This window comes from Sporosarcina jiandibaonis (assembly GCF_013184495.1).
Classification (GTDB): domain Bacteria; phylum Bacillota; class Bacilli; order Bacillales_A; family Planococcaceae; genus Sporosarcina; species Sporosarcina jiandibaonis.
On the sequence record NZ_JAAOIY010000005.1, the window covers coordinates 64351 to 78754 of the forward strand.

The following is a 14404-nucleotide window of genomic DNA, read 5'->3' on the forward strand; positions in this document are numbered from 1 at the left end:
ATAATATTCTGTCAATAGGTATTTCTAGGGGGAGAATTTATTGCAAAAGAAAAACTTGGGTTGTTCGATTAAAGAAATTCGACAGCAAAAAAAGATGACGTTAAAAAATTTGTCTGAGGAAACCGATCTATCAATTAGTTTTTTATCTCAATTAGAACGGGGTAAATCATCGGCAACTCTGAAATCACTCAAAAAAATTTCACTGGCTCTCGGAGTGAACCCAAGTTATTTTTTTAAGCAAGAGAATTCCAATCATAATGATTCCATAACGATGCGTTTATCAGAGAATCAATTTTATTATCAAGATTTAAGTGGTGATGTTGCTCAGCCTGCATTTTCCCCTTTGTTAATCGTAATGAAACCCGGGCAAAGCGAAGAAAGTTTGATGACGCACACGGGGCAAGAATTCATCTACATGCTTGAAGGACAACTGATCGTGCAAATCAATGACGAGTTACATACGCTTAATCCTGGCGAATCAATTATGTTCGATTCGATGGAACCCCATTATTGGTATAACTACACAAATGAAGATGTTCGATTTCTATGTGTTTCATATGATTGATAAGAACTAGCTAATTTTCATAGTTAACTGATTTCGACTAATTTCAACAAAAATGTTTGAAATATCGTTTCGAACCTATATTATTAAGTGTAGGAAAATGTTTAAATTATAAGTACTTATAGAGTAAGGGGTATGACAATGGCTTTAGTCAGAGATTTCTTTATGGGGTTATCCCAAAATCAGCTTTTGAACAGCGCTGCTAAAAAATATGGACTAAAATTAGGTGCACAGAACGTTGTCGCCGGAACGAATGTGGCAGAAACAATTGAAAGTATTAAAAAACTGAACGCGCAAGGAATTTCTTGTACGGTCGATAATTTAGGCGAATTCGTCTATGAAAAAGACGAGGCAATTAAAGCGAAAGAAAGTATCCTAGAAGTAATTGAAGCCATTCATACACATGAAGTGGATGCACATATTTCTTTGAAACCATCACAACTAGGTCTGGATATAGACTATGATTTTTGTTATGAAAACTTAAGGGAAATTGTTGAGAAAGCGAATAGCTACTCTATTTTCGTAAACTTTGACATGGAAGATCACGAACGCCTTCAACCTTCTTTTGATATTTTGGAAACGTTGTCAAAGGACTTTAATAATATTGGAACAGTTATTCAAGCCTATTTCTTCAGAGCAAAAGAAGATATTAAAAAGTATAAAGATTTCCGCTTGCGGATCGTAAAAGGCGCTTATAAAGAGCCAGCAGAAATAGCTTATCAAGAAAAAGCCGTTATCGATGAGAATTACATTGAGTTAATCGAGTGGCATTTATTGAATGGCAAATTCACATCCATTGCAACGCATGATCATCACGTCATTAATCATGTAAAACAATTTGTTAAAGACAATAACATTCCAAACGATAAATTTGAATTCCAAATGCTTTATGGATTCAGAACCGATATGCAACAGGAGTTGGCCCGGGAAGGCTATAACTTCTGCGTATATGTGCCATTCGGAGATGATTGGTACGGCTACTTCATGAGACGACTGGCAGAACGCCCACAAAACTTGAATCTCGTTGTGAAGCAAGTATTCACGAAAAAAACGAACACAATGATTGGTCTTGCCGCAGGTGCATTTTTAGTAGGAAGACTGACAAAAAGAAAATAAGTTAAGAAAACTGTCTAATTAGGTGTGATATACGCTTTGATTGGACAGTTTTTATTTATCTGATAAAAAGCCAATAGAAGAAACTCCCAGCTAATGGTATAATAACTATAGGCAATTTTCAGATAGGCTTTGTCAACAAGAAAATGGGGGAATTTATTGATGTCAAACGAAGTGAAAGTTATTTTTGAAAGCAATTCAGTGATTGCTGAAAATGGAACAGTAAAAAATTTCGTGAAAAACAGTCCTGCTGGACATTGTTCCGTTTTACTTAATGATGAACATTATGTTGTCGTTAAAAATGATGAAAAAACGCCAGTCAGCTTAGAGAAGGTTCGTGCAACTGCAGGAAATATTGCACGTGACTTAGGCAGCCGGAAAGTAGAAACTGCTTTCGCAACAGCCGAAGATATTAAAACCGGCTTTGCAGAATTGGATAAAGAAGATGTTCTTACAGCTTTTGTCGAAGGGTGGGAACTCGGCGCTTATCAGTTTGTTACGTACAAGCCAAGCGCTACGCCATTCCGTACAGCGCTAGAAGTTGAAGGGGACGAGCAAGCACAATCAGCCGTTACTACAGGAAAAATTCGCGCAGAGGCAACAGCTTTCTCACGCGATCTTATGCATGAAGTTTCAAACGTCTTAAATCCGGAAACATTCCCGGAAGTATTGAAAAAGCAATTCGAAGGCACAAACGTTGAAGTGAACGTGTTGGATAAAGAAAAACTCGAAGAAATGGAAATGAACGGTGTACTGACAGTCGGTCGAGGAAGTACATATAAACCAGCATTCGTTGAACTCGTATACAAAGGTGACGAATCGAAACCGCTCGTTGCACTGGTCGGAAAAGGCGTCACTTTCGATACAGGCGGCATTAGCTTGAAGAGCGGTAAAGACTTGAGCGATATGCGCATGGATATGGGCGGCGCTGCAGCAGTTGCGGGCGCAATGACGTTACTCGCGAATACAAAAGCGAAAGCGAACGTCGTTGTGTTAATTCCCATGGTTGAAAACATGCCGGACAATACTTCAGTTCTTCCAGGCGAAGTCATCAAATACAAAAACGGTTTGACAGTTCAAGTCGGGAACACCGACGCAGAAGGTCGTCTCATCTTAGCAGATGCCTTGATTCGTGCAGGCGAATTAAAAGCGGAGTATATCGTCAACATTGCGACACTTACAGGCGCAGTTGTTAATGCACTTGGAACCGAATTGGGCGGTGTCTTCGGCGACGCAGAACTATCAGCTGAGATGAAAAAAATCGGCGATAAAAACGGCGATTTCATCTGGCCGATGCCATTAGTCGAAGCGTATGACAGCTCGCTAGATAGCGATTACGCGGACATGAACAACATCAGTTCATTAAACGTAGCAGGTTCAATTACAGCGGGTCTTTTCCTGCGCCGCTTCGTGCCAAAAGAAAGCAAATGGCTGCATGTCGATATGGCAGGCGTCATGGACAAAACTAAAGCATCCGGCTACTATGCAAAGTCTGCAACGGGTTATGGTGCAAGACTATTAGCTGACTTTACGACATTTGTTTCTAAATAATTATGAAAGTGCTCGGTTTTAACCGCTGAGCACTTTTTTGTTAGATGAATGAAAAGGGGGGACTTGCAATGAGAATGTTTATTGTGATTTTACTACTCATTTTTCTAACAGGATGCGCAGGGAATCCAACTCCAACAGAGCAAGAAACTCCAGATTATGCAGCCTATAGTGAAAACAAGTTCATAGAAGGCGAAGTCGTTTCAAAACGTATTAACTCTTTCACGATGGTGGATGACATGACTAACGGGAAAATCATTGTTACAATGTACGACGAAAATGATAAGAAAAGCATGAAGTCGGTGAAAAGGAATGAAAGGGTAAGAGTTTGGTTTGATCATCTTCGGGAATCAAATCCCGGTCAGACTAGGGCGCATCGTGTGGAAATAATAGAATAATATTGTAAAGAACGGGGAATGTGTTTAATGAAATTTGAGGTAGTCATCAATATGCCCATCGAAAATCATGAAGTTCCAGATATAAGGGAATTAGTAGGATGGGGAAGACGGGATAAGGATTTTCCGGCAATATTCGAACGTTGCAATTTTTGGGCTGGTGTTCGTGATGAACATGATAAATTGATCGCGTTCGGCTACATCGCGGGAATGGCCTTGGAACATGGTTACATGGAAGATATCATGGTCCATCCCGATTATCAAAATAAGGGAATTGGCGTTCAATTAGTAAAAGCATTAATCCAAGAAGCTGAACGATTTGGATTGGGAATAGTGACAGTCACCTTCGATGAAGAAAATGCTAATTTCTATGAAGTCTGCGGATTTTCACCAAGCCCGGGCGGGGTTTGGCAAACATGAATAAACATTGACATGAAACCATTTGGTTGTATATAATTAATATGCAACCAAATGGTTTTATTTAATTCCAAGGAGGAATAGACATGTCTAACAACGAACAATTTGCTGAAGTAGTTAAGAAAGTAGTGATCAATGCGCCTATCGAAAAAGTCTGGGATTATGTCGCCACGGCTGAAGGAATTGGCGCATGGTTTATGCCCAATGATATGGAGCCGATAGAAGGAAAAGAATTTATTTTACAAGCCGGCCCTTGGGGAAATTCCGCATGCAAAGTGACAGAAGTTAGCTCACCAAACCGTTTATCTTTTGAATGGGGAGAACAATGGCTCATCACGTTTGAATTAAAAGAAGTAGATGAAGGGCAAACAGAATTGACACTCATTCATGCAGGTTGGGATGAAAACAAACAAACCGAATTCGGTCAATCACATACAGAAGTCCGCGCACGCATGTCCGGCGGATGGGATGGACTCGTTAAAAAACTGAAAACAGTAGTTGAAGCATAAATGGCGGAAGATCCTCAAAAATACGATGTTTTTCAAGCAATCGCAGATCCAACTCGGCGCAAACTTCTTGAACTACTCGCCAAAGAACAATTGTCGATTGCAACATTGAGCAGCCATTTTACAATGAGCCGAACAGCGGTCACAAAACACCTGGGCATACTGGAATCAGCAGGACTGGTCGGTTCACAAAAAGCAGGCAGAGAAAAGTTGTATCGATTGGAAGTAAAGCCATTGCAATCACTAAAACAATGGCTAGAATTCTACGAACAATATTGGGATGATAAACTGGAGAAGCTTAAATTTAATGTTGAAGAGGATGAATGAAAGCCAACTAATTGAGGGTGGTTTTTTATATTTGAATTTTAATGCAAACGACTAAAGCCGGCCTCGAAACGACTAAAGTGCCGGTTCAAACGACTAAAGCGGTTGCGAAACGACCAAAGCGTCGACGCAAACGACTAAACCACACTCCAATCCGACCAAACCCAACAAAAAAACCGCGCTGTCAACCAACGCGGTCCAACAATTCATTCACAAACAAGCACTTGCCTCACAAACAATCCTTTTTTCGCTTCACAGCGGTCTGAAATCGTAAAACCGACTTCCTCTATCATATGATCAATCGTATCAATCGTCACGACGATAACTCTATGAGCAATCCGCCGAGCCTGACGCAAAATATCGAGTTGGTCTTCAGGTGTCGCTTCCGAAAAAATGTTATACGGCATATCGATAATGGCGACATCATACGTTTCCGAAACATCCGCAATTGCTCCGTGTTCCACTTCTCCAGAAAGTCCGAAGTGTGAAATGTTCTCCTTCGCCGGCTCAATAACGAGCGGGTTAATATCCCGTCCGACAATATCAATTCCCATCGAAAGTGCCTCGACGAGCACATTTCCAATGCCGCAACAAGGATCAATCGCTTTTAACCCTTCAGGATTTGGAACCGCGATATTTGCGACGGCTCTGGCAACACGCGTACTTAGTGCAGTGGAGTAGCTATGCGGTTTTTTCTGGTGACGATACCACACTGATTCGCTTTCAACATACTTCCCGAAATACCAATGTCCGTTCAAAACCAAAAATCCATAAACATTCTCTGGATGAAACAAGTCCGGCTCGCCGTTTATTTGCAATCCGATTTCACGCTCGATTTTACGACGATCCGCATGTTCAATCTTTTTCGTCGAATCAAGATCCATCGTATTCATGCAAACAACTTTGAAAGTCCCGCCCGAAACATCAAGTTGCTCAACTTGTTGAACAAGACTCTCCCAACTATCGGCATCGTATAACACTTCAAGACGCTCTTTCATGAACGGACTCCTGCTTGGATCGATTTCAACATCGCCCAATAATATATTCGACTGCGAATCAAATCCAAAAAAAGAACGCATTTCTAATTGGCATAAGTCGTATTCATCCCCATGCCGTACATACGTATAAACGAATTTAGGAGTGGTCATTCAGCATCCTCGATTTCCGCAACCATTGAAAAGACGAATGAGTAGATTAGGTCATAAGCTTCCAAAAATGTCATTTCTTCATTAAATCCAGCCGAATAATCAACCGCGAAATTGATGTCGAACAAACCATCTTTTCCAGAGAAAGCCACACTATACTTTCCTCTTTCGCCAGTTAAATTAGCCTCAAGATATTCTTTCACCCGTGCTTCATACTTCTTTTTCATTTTCAATCCGAACATCGCTGTGTAAGTTTCGAACACATCATCCACTTCCAATGAAATGGCATCGATGCCGACCAAGTCAAATGATTTCGATTCGACGTATAAAAACTCTCTCATATGCGTTTTTAAATGTTCGATTTTTTCTTCCAAAAACTTAGGCGTTTCTACAATGATGAGCGCAACCGTTTCTTTTTCGCAACGCTCCAAATAGGCATCAGAAAAAAGTGAAGCGGCATCTTTGAGAACGACTTCGACACCTGCCGGCAAGAGTTGGTGTTTTTCTGCATATTCTTTTTCTACTTTATGTAATTCGATCTTTCCTGGGTTATTTTGTAATGCTTCTGCTATATATAGTTCCAATTGTTTTTTTATCATCTAGGTTCACTCCTTATTCTTCCGTAGTCTATCCTATCATAATTTTTCTAGAACGGTCTTACAATTGTTTTTACTATTTCCTATTATAACGAAATCTACCAGTTACAGGTTACGGATACTATGAAAATAGTTATTGCAAAATCTCGCAAAACTCATTATAATACAATGTATTGCATAATCATTCACACCACGAGAAGGAGATTTTTAAAATGGAACATATGGGATTGATATCATTACTACCGCCGATTATCGCAGTCATTTTAGCGATGATCACTAAAAACGTCATTATTTCGTTATTTTCAGGGGTTTATGTTGGCGTGTTAATTCTCGTTGGTGGACGTCCGTTGGAAGCGACGATGGAAACAATCGGAAGTTATTTATTCCCGCAAGTTGCCGATAGTTATAATGCGGCTGTGTTAGTTTTACTCTTTTTCATCGGCGGATTTGTCGGGCTGATGGAGAAGTCGGGCGGCGGGGCGGCACTAGCTGCGAAAGCTGTGAACTTCATTAATACGCGCGCCAAAGCTCAAGTGGCCGCATGGTTTGGCGGAATCATTATTTTCTTCTCAGATTTGGGGACGCCGCTAATTGTTGGACCTGTATTTGAAAAGATTTTCGATAAAGCAAAAATTTCACGTGAGAAACTTGCTTGGATCATTGATTCGACGTCTTCACCAGTCGCGGTGCTTGTCCCGTTCATTGGATGGGGCGTGTATATCATGGGGTTAATTAAACAAGAATTTGATTTGTTAAAGATCACGACGTCTGAATTCAGTACGTTAGTAAGCGTGATTCCATTTCAATTTTACGCGATTTTAGTAGTCTTAATGGTTCCGCTCGTTGCTTTTACAAAATTGGATTTCGGTCCGATGGCAAAAGCGGAACGTCGAATTCAAACGACCGGCGCTCTCTATTGGCCAGATTCAAAACCGCTTAGAAGAGCGGAAGAAGACGTTGAAAGTACAACTGAAAGTCATGCGATTCTCATTTGGTTGCCGCTTGTCGTTTTATTCGTGACATTATTCGGCTTGCTCATTTCTTTCGGATTCCCAGTGAAACCTGTTGCGGGAAGCGATTTTAGAATCTCGTTAAGTTCGGCTTACTTTTTCGCAGCCATTACAATTGTCATCCTCATGCTTATTTTTAAGGTGAAGAAGTTCGGAGAAATTTTCGATACGTATACGGCTGGAATGCAGAAAATGGTGTATGTCTCTGTTACACTCGTATTGGCTTGGGCGCTGAGCCAAGTCATCAATGAAATGGGCACGGCCGAATACATCGTTGAAATCACAAAAGGAAATGTGCCGGCATTTATCATACCAGCGATTTTGTTCGCAGTCGGGGCAGGAATGTCGTTAGCCGCAGGTTCATCTTGGGGAACATTCGCCATCATGCTTCCAATCGCGATTCCGATGGCGGTTGCACTCGATGCGCATCTGTTAGTCTGCATTGGGGCCGTGCTTTCCGGCGGGATATTCGGGGATCACTGTTCACCGATTTCAGATACAACAATTTTGTCGTCAACAGGAGCGGGAGCGGATCATATCGATCACGTGAAAACTCAATTTCCATATGCATTGGTTAGCGGAATCATCGCTTTTATCGGGTACGTCGTGGCAGGAATTACAGGAAGTGCCATGACATTAATCTTAGCAATTGCAATTTTGGTTGCTGCAGTTTTCATATTATCGAAATTAAATGCAAGGAAATACAACAAAGAGGTGGGCGTTTAAATGAAACTTTGGGGTGGAAGATTTACTAGTAAAGCGCATGAAATCATGGAGCAATTCAATACATCATTGCCAGTCGACAAAAGACTCTATCAAGAAGATATCGCAGGAAGCTTGGCACATGTGACAATGCTCGTTCATAGCGATTTATTGACGCCAGAGGAAGGCGAACTTCTAATCAATGGACTTCAAGAAATTTTAGCCGATATAGAATCTGGCGAATTAAAAATCGAAGGCAATTATGAAGATATTCACTCATTTATCGAAGTGAGTTTAACCGAACGAATCGGCGAAACAGGCAAAAAACTTCATACCGCGCGCAGCCGTAACGACCAAGTCGCGGTGGATATGAGACTTTACGCGAAAAACAAAGCAAGCGGCGTGATGGATTCCATTCAACAATTGATTAAGTCGCTGAATCAAAAAGCGGCGGATAATAATGTCATCATGCCGGGCTACACGCATTTGCAACGGGCTCAGGTCGTGACGTTCAGCCATCATCTCGGCGCCTATGCGCAAATGTTTGCGAGAGATAAAAAACGTATCGAAAACGCGATCGAGATTCTGGATGAAAATCCGCTTGGATGCGGGGCTTTAGCTGGAACGACGCATAATATCGACCGTGATGTAACAACGTCTTTACTGGGATTCACGAAACCTGTCGATAACTTTTTAGACGGCGTCAGCGACCGTGATTATTTATTGGAATTAATGTCCGATTTCTCGATCATCATGATGCACTTAAGCCGCTTAAGCGAAGAACTCATTTTATGGAGCAGCCAGGAATTCCAGTTCATCAAAATGGATGATGCGTATTCAACAGGCAGCAGTATCATGCCGCAAAAGAAAAATCCGGACGCTGCGGAATTAATTCGCGGGAAAACGGGACGTGTTTACGGGTCGCTATTTGCTTTACTGACTACGTTAAAAGGACTGCCGCTCACATATAACAAAGACATGCAAGAAGACAAAGAGCAATTTTTCGATGCGCTCGATACCGTCATGGATTGTTTAGAAATCATGTCGAAGATGATTGATACGCTCCATGTCAACGCCGATAAAATGAAAGAAGCTGTTAAAGCGGGTTTCTTGAATGCTACAGAAGTCGCCGATTATTTAGTGAGTCGAGGGACGCCGTTCAGAGACGCGCATGGGATCGTCGGACAGCTCATTATTTATTGCGAAGAACACGGAAAAGCTATCGAGGATTTGACACTTGTGGAGCTGGCGAAATTCAGCAACACAATCGGAGATGATATTTACGATTATATCGATTACGAAAATTTATTGACAAAAGGTAATAAAGGCTTGATGAAAGAAGTTTTGAAGTAAATATTAGGATGAAAGAGGCCAATCAGCTAATGATTGGCCTTTTTTGTTTTTCGTAGAATTATTAGAATAAAAAATGTTTATTGTTGTTTAATCGGGGTAAAGCAATGTAGATATGTCGAACTGCGGCCGAAGCACTTCTACATATTACGATTATCTAGAGGGGGTACATAATTGTTTAAAAGGCGAGCAATCTTATTAATTGCAGCCCTCTTTCTGTTGCTTTCAGGATGCGCAGGTTTCAAGACTGGGGCTGTGAATCAGAAAGCATCGGATGGGGACGAAAAAGTGAAAGTCGATTTTTGGACGTTTTGGGGGTCGGAAATTAGACGTCCTGTTGTCGAAAAAATTGTCGAAGACTTCAATAAATCCCAAGACAAGATTGAAGTCACACATACATTTGTGCCTTGGGGCGATATTTGGACTAAGGAATTGGCAGCTATTGCAGCTAATTCGCCACCTGATGTAGTGATCAACGATATCAACGCCACCGCTTTGCGCGGGAAAAAGAACCAGGCGATGAACTTATCCCAGTTCCTTGAGAAAGATGATATCTCGGGCGATTTCTATCCTGAGTTGTGGGAGGCCACTTTATACGAAGGTGATTCTTACGGCATCCCTTTTAATACGGATACAAGAATCCTCTATTATAATAAAGACGCTTTCGAAGAAGTGGGCTTAGATCCGGAGAAACCGCCGACCACATGGGAAGAACTAGAAGAATATGCCGCGAAGTTAGATAAGAAAGACGGCAATACATATGACCGTATCGGCTTTTATCCGCTATGGGGAATTCAATCCGATGTCTGGATGCTGAATGCTGACGGCGTTAATTATTTTGACAGCGAGGGAGAGGTCAGTATCGATACGGATGCGAATCGGGATACGCTCGACTGGCTGGTGAAGTGGCGCGAGATTTACGGCGAAAACACGATTAATGCTTATCAAGCACAGATTGATAGCCAACAAGGAAATCCTTTCTTCAACGGGAAACTTGGCATGTTCATTAATACGCCGACTTTCTACACGCAGATTCGCGACTACGCACCGGATTTGAATTTCGGAGTGGCGAAGCTTCCTGAAAGAACAGAAGGCAGCGGGCACACGAGTTGGGGCGGCGGATTTGTCGCGGAAATTCCTGAAGGTTCAAAGAACGCAGAAGAAGCCTGGGAATTCATTAAATACTTGACCGGTGCTGAAGCTCAAGAATATTGGGCAGTGAAAAACTTCGATAATGTCGCCAATATTGAAGCTGCCGAAAATGCGGCAAAGAGTGATGAAATGTCGGAAACCGATCGCATGGTGTACCAGATGGCCGTCGATAACATGGACGAGACACTGTTGACTCCGGTCCCGGTAAATGCACCCGACTTCACTAACCTCATCAATCCGGAAATAGATGCAGTACTGCTAGGGAAAAAGTCTTCAGAAGAAGGGTTAAAAGCTGCACAAGCAGCGGTAGAAAAACTAATAGAAAAAAATAAATAATTGACAACAAGATGTTGCAAGGAGGACCAAAACGTTCTCCTCGCAGCAAGGGGGGAAGCTGATTGGCTAAAAAGAAGCCTCTACATATTCGAAGAGAAGGAAGGCAAGGGTACATATTCATACTTCCTTGGATCATTGGGTTCGTCGTATTCACGGCGGGCCCACTTCTATTTTCATTTTTTGCTAGTTTCACCAATTATGACATCACTTCGCAGATGGATTTCATTGGATTCGCGAACTATGAACAATTGTTTACGGGCGACCAACTTTTTTGGACATCTCTTTATAATACATTTTACTACGTACTATTTTCAGTGCCGCTGACGACACTCGGCGCAATCTTTCTGTCAGCTCTTCTGAATCAAGATGTGCCCGGTTTACGTTTTTTCAGGACGGTATATTATTTGCCCGCGATTCTATCAGGCGTAGGCGTTTATCTGCTATGGATGCAACTACTCGAACCCGGATCTGGAATGGTCAATACCGTTTTGGCATGGTTCGGAATTGCAGGACCTAACTGGCTATTCGATCCAGCATGGACAAAACCCGCACTCATTTTCATGAAGCTATGGGGAGTGGGCGGCGGAATGCTCCTCTATTTGGCCAGCATGCAAGGCGTGTCGCAAAGTCTTTATGATGCCGCTGGAATTGACGGGGCTGGCCGATGGCAACAGTTCCGCTATATAACGATACCGATGATAACGCCGGTAATTTTCTTCGACATCATTACAAGCCTGATCGGCGGGTTTCAAATATTTCAGGAGGCATACGTCATGTCGAATGGGGAAGGCGGACCGGTCAATTCCATGCTGTTCTACAATTTATACATGTGGAAAAAAGCATTCGAAGCATTCGACATGGGTTACGCGATGGCCATGTCATGGATACTGTTTGTCATCGTCTTTATTATTACAATCATCAACTTGAAGCTAGCCCCTCGTTGGGTTCATTACGAAGGGGAGGATAACTGATGAGGAATACGAATGTGCATCACGAAAAAAAGAAATATTTGGATAGTGTCTATAATAGACGTAGAATATTTACCTTGATCAATTTCATTCTCCTTGCAGCCGGTAGTCTTCTGATCTTATCGCCGCTTTGGTGGATGCTCTCGACAGCTCTGAAAACGATGCAAGAAGTGATGACCTATCCGCCATCTTTTTTCCCTTCCGAATGGAAGTGGGATAACTTTGTCAAGACGTGGCAGGCTGCGCCGTTCGATTTATATACGGTGAATACGGTCACTATTACCGTCATTGTTGTATTCGGAAGTGTTTTGGTCAATTCATTCATTGCCTATGGATTCGCGAAAATCCCATTTAGAGGAAAGACGATTCTCTTTGGGCTTGTGCTTTCGACGATGATGATTCCTGGATTCGTGACGCTCATCCCGCAATATGTCTTGTTTGCGAAACTTCAATGGATCAATACCTATTATCCGCTCGTCGTGCCGTCCTTTTTCGGCAGCGCCTTTTTCATCTTCCTGCTGCGCCAATTTTACTTGACGATTCCGAATGAATTGATAGAAGCGGCAAAGATGGAGGGGGCAAGCCATTTTTATATATGGTGGAAAATAGGCATACCTTTAACGAAGCCGGCAATGGCGACAGTCGCTGTATTCTCTTTTAACGGAGCATGGAACGACTTCCTCGGGCCGCTCCTTTACTTGAATGATGAAAGTTTATATACACTACAACTGGGTCTACAAGTATTCAAAGGAGAGATGAATACGCAGTGGAACTATTTAATGGCCGGATCATTACTAGTCCTCCTGCCCGTCATTCTGCTATTCTTCTTTTTCCAGAAATACTTCATACAAGGGATTAATTTACAGTCGGGGAATAAATGAGTTTTAAATATAGGATGTATACTGCAATCGTTTTCATTATGGAGAATGATTCTGTATGCATCTTTTTTTGAAGCAAACGCTCACGAAGTGCGCGCAATCGGCTATGATGTCCTCGCCATATTTGGAGTCCCCCTCTAGGCCAATCGAAGTCCTTTCCATCGCACCGGGAATCTGCGAAATTCGTCACGAACTCCTCTCTAATCCAATCGAACTCACTATTAAGCTGTTTCTCAAAAAATAGCAATCATTTTCTATGGCTTTTGTAGTATAATAGAAGATGCATGATGAACGTAAAGACATAGTCTACTAGTGAGGGAATGAGAACGATTAAAATAAAATGGAAAATGATTTTGCTGCTGGTCCCGGTCGTTTTTCTTGTGATACAAATTGCAGGTAGTTTCTTTTTTTATGAGTTAGCAATCAAACGGGGAGAGAAAGAATACTTGCAGAAGAATGCAGATTTGGAAGTCTCTGCAGAAACAATGGAGTTATATGTGAAAGGGCAATGGAAAGATTGGGTAGCTAACCAAAAATTCGAGCCGATGAATTTAGTTTCCCGTGACGGTATGCAACTATCCGGATACTATTTAGGCGCTTCTATGCCGACGAATAAGCTTGTCATTTTGACGCATGGTTATTTAGGGAATGCGAAACAGATGGGACTTTTCGGTCAGTATTACCATGACGAATTAGGATTCAATATTTTCATGCCCGATGCAAGAGGACACGGCAAGAGTGATGGTGATTATTACGGGTTCGGTTGGCCAGATCGATTAGATTTGATTGATTGGACAGATATTCTAGTGAAGAAGCTTGGTCCAGACACCGAAGTCGTTTATCACGGATTATCGATGGGCGCTGCAACAGTTCTAATGGCTAGCGGGGAAGAAGAGCTGCCGCGTCAAGTCAAGGCCATCGTAGCTGACAGTCCATATGGGTCGGTTTACCAATTATTTGCCTATCAAATGGATCGCATGTTTCACCTGCCCGCATTTCCTTTATTGGATAGCACGAGTTTATTAACAAAAATTCGCGCCGGTTACTTGTTCAAGGAAGCGAGCGCATTAAAACAAGTAGAGAAAACAAATGTCCCCATCTTGTTTATTCACGGTAAAGCCGATACATTCATTCCGATGGAAATAACAGAGAATATGTATCAGCAAACCTCCAGCGATACAGAACTTTATCTAGTCGACGGAGCGAATCACGGCGAATCTTTTGCTATGCAGAAAGCCGAGTATAAAAATAAAGTCCAACATTTCCTAAGCAATTATCTCAATTTAGTTGCCGGAAAGTGAGGATGGCTGTGTGTTATTGAATTTTTAAATTCAATAGTGCACAGCTTTTTTGTTAATTAATTGCAACGTTTTGCTTGAAGTAGGAAACGTTTCCGCAAGAG

General features: G+C 41.9%; 15 protein-coding genes. 13 read left to right on the top strand and 2 right to left on the bottom strand.

Features of this window, described 5'->3' with window-relative positions; all coding sequences use genetic code 11:
- The first annotated feature begins 40 nt into the window (after positions 1 to 40).
- The 7 genes from G8782_RS13205 (at position 41) to G8782_RS13235 (ending at position 4868) form a co-directional block, all read left to right on the top strand.
- Positions 41 to 565: a helix-turn-helix domain-containing protein gene (locus G8782_RS13205; RefSeq protein WP_172371970.1), complete on the top strand. Its 525-nt coding sequence runs from the start codon at positions 41 to 43 to the stop codon at positions 563 to 565.
- A 138-nt stretch (positions 566 to 703) separates the two neighbouring features.
- Positions 704 to 1678, top strand: a complete 975-nt coding sequence (locus G8782_RS13210) for a proline dehydrogenase family protein (protein WP_172371972.1) — start codon at positions 704 to 706, stop codon at positions 1676 to 1678.
- Between the two features lie 159 nt (positions 1679 to 1837).
- Entirely contained in the window at positions 1838 to 3226 is a 1389-nt protein-coding gene (locus tag G8782_RS13215; RefSeq protein ID WP_172371974.1) for a leucyl aminopeptidase family protein, read from the top strand.
- A 68-nt stretch (positions 3227 to 3294) separates the two neighbouring features.
- Positions 3295 to 3621, top strand: coding sequence for a DUF3221 domain-containing protein (locus G8782_RS13220; RefSeq protein ID WP_172371976.1), 327 nt, complete (start codon positions 3295 to 3297; stop codon positions 3619 to 3621).
- A 27-nt stretch (positions 3622 to 3648) separates the two neighbouring features.
- The gene (locus G8782_RS13225) at positions 3649 to 4038 is read left to right on the top strand and encodes a GNAT family N-acetyltransferase (RefSeq protein WP_172371978.1); all 390 of its coding nucleotides are present in this window, start codon (positions 3649 to 3651) and stop codon (positions 4036 to 4038) included.
- An 83-nt stretch (positions 4039 to 4121) separates the two neighbouring features.
- Entirely contained in the window at positions 4122 to 4544 is a 423-nt protein-coding gene (locus G8782_RS13230) for an SRPBCC family protein (protein WP_172371979.1), read from the top strand.
- On the top strand, positions 4545 to 4868 hold the full coding sequence (locus G8782_RS13235) for an ArsR/SmtB family transcription factor (RefSeq protein ID WP_172371981.1): 324 nt from the start codon (positions 4545 to 4547) through the stop codon (positions 4866 to 4868). It begins immediately after the preceding gene.
- A 203-nt stretch (positions 4869 to 5071) separates the two neighbouring features.
- Here the strand turns inward: G8782_RS13235 and G8782_RS13240 are convergent, their stop codons facing one another.
- Positions 5072 to 6013 carry a TRM11 family SAM-dependent methyltransferase gene (locus G8782_RS13240; protein ID WP_172371983.1) on the bottom strand — a complete coding sequence of 314 codons (942 nt, stop codon included), beginning with the start codon at positions 6011 to 6013 and terminating at the stop codon, positions 5072 to 5074.
- Complete coding sequence (locus G8782_RS13245; protein ID WP_246231683.1) at positions 6010 to 6609, bottom strand: branched-chain amino acid aminotransferase; 600 nt, start codon at positions 6607 to 6609, stop codon at positions 6010 to 6012. The genes G8782_RS13240 and G8782_RS13245 overlap by 4 nt, the downstream gene beginning before the upstream one ends.
- 209 nt (positions 6610 to 6818) lie before the next feature.
- Here G8782_RS13245 and G8782_RS13250 point away from each other — a divergent pair, with 209 nt between their 5' ends.
- From G8782_RS13250 to G8782_RS13275, 6 genes are all read left to right on the top strand, one after another.
- Positions 6819 to 8342 carry a Na+/H+ antiporter NhaC family protein gene (locus G8782_RS13250; protein ID WP_172371985.1) on the top strand — a complete coding sequence of 508 codons (1524 nt, stop codon included), beginning with the start codon at positions 6819 to 6821 and terminating at the stop codon, positions 8340 to 8342.
- Positions 8343 to 9671: an argininosuccinate lyase gene (gene argH, locus G8782_RS13255; RefSeq protein ID WP_172371987.1), complete on the top strand. Its 1329-nt coding sequence runs from the start codon at positions 8343 to 8345 to the stop codon at positions 9669 to 9671.
- 171 nt (positions 9672 to 9842) lie between these two features.
- The gene (locus G8782_RS13260) at positions 9843 to 11156 is read left to right on the top strand and encodes an ABC transporter substrate-binding protein (RefSeq protein ID WP_172371989.1); all 1314 of its coding nucleotides are present in this window, start codon (positions 9843 to 9845) and stop codon (positions 11154 to 11156) included.
- A 62-nt stretch (positions 11157 to 11218) separates the two neighbouring features.
- Entirely contained in the window at positions 11219 to 12127 is a 909-nt protein-coding gene (locus G8782_RS13265; protein ID WP_172371991.1) for a carbohydrate ABC transporter permease, read from the top strand.
- Entirely contained in the window at positions 12127 to 13005 is an 879-nt protein-coding gene (locus G8782_RS13270) for a carbohydrate ABC transporter permease (RefSeq protein WP_172371993.1), read from the top strand. The genes G8782_RS13265 and G8782_RS13270 overlap by 1 nt, the downstream gene beginning before the upstream one ends.
- Positions 13006 to 13322: 317 nt before the next feature.
- Positions 13323 to 14303 (top strand): alpha/beta hydrolase, encoded by a 981-nt coding sequence (locus G8782_RS13275; protein ID WP_172372028.1) that lies wholly within the window; start codon positions 13323 to 13325, stop codon positions 14301 to 14303.
- Positions 14304 to 14404 lie beyond the last annotated feature (101 nt).

Excerpts from the sequence above, each read along its gene's own strand:
- G8782_RS13210 (WP_172371972.1), top strand. The coding sequence starts at position 704 with ATGGCTTTAGTCAGAGATTTCTTTATGGGGTTATCCCAAAATCAGCTT.
- G8782_RS13215 (WP_172371974.1), top strand. The coding sequence starts at position 1,838 with ATGTCAAACGAAGTGAAAGTTATTTTTGAAAGCAATTCAGTGATTGCT.
- G8782_RS13220 (WP_172371976.1), top strand. The coding sequence starts at position 3,295 with ATGAGAATGTTTATTGTGATTTTACTACTCATTTTTCTAACAGGATGC.
- G8782_RS13225 (WP_172371978.1), top strand. The coding sequence starts at position 3,649 with ATGAAATTTGAGGTAGTCATCAATATGCCCATCGAAAATCATGAAGTT.
- G8782_RS13230 (WP_172371979.1), top strand. The coding sequence starts at position 4,122 with ATGTCTAACAACGAACAATTTGCTGAAGTAGTTAAGAAAGTAGTGATC.
- G8782_RS13235 (WP_172371981.1), top strand. The coding sequence starts at position 4,545 with ATGGCGGAAGATCCTCAAAAATACGATGTTTTTCAAGCAATCGCAGAT.
- G8782_RS13240 (WP_172371983.1), bottom strand. The coding sequence starts at position 6,013 with ATGACCACTCCTAAATTCGTTTATACGTATGTACGGCATGGGGATGAA.
- G8782_RS13245 (WP_246231683.1), bottom strand. The coding sequence starts at position 6,609 with ATGATAAAAAAACAATTGGAACTATATATAGCAGAAGCATTACAAAAT.
- G8782_RS13250 (WP_172371985.1), top strand. The coding sequence starts at position 6,819 with ATGGAACATATGGGATTGATATCATTACTACCGCCGATTATCGCAGTC.
- argH (WP_172371987.1), top strand. The coding sequence starts at position 8,343 with ATGAAACTTTGGGGTGGAAGATTTACTAGTAAAGCGCATGAAATCATG.
- G8782_RS13270 (WP_172371993.1), top strand. The coding sequence starts at position 12,127 with ATGAGGAATACGAATGTGCATCACGAAAAAAAGAAATATTTGGATAGT.
- G8782_RS13275 (WP_172372028.1), top strand. The coding sequence starts at position 13,323 with ATGAGAACGATTAAAATAAAATGGAAAATGATTTTGCTGCTGGTCCCG.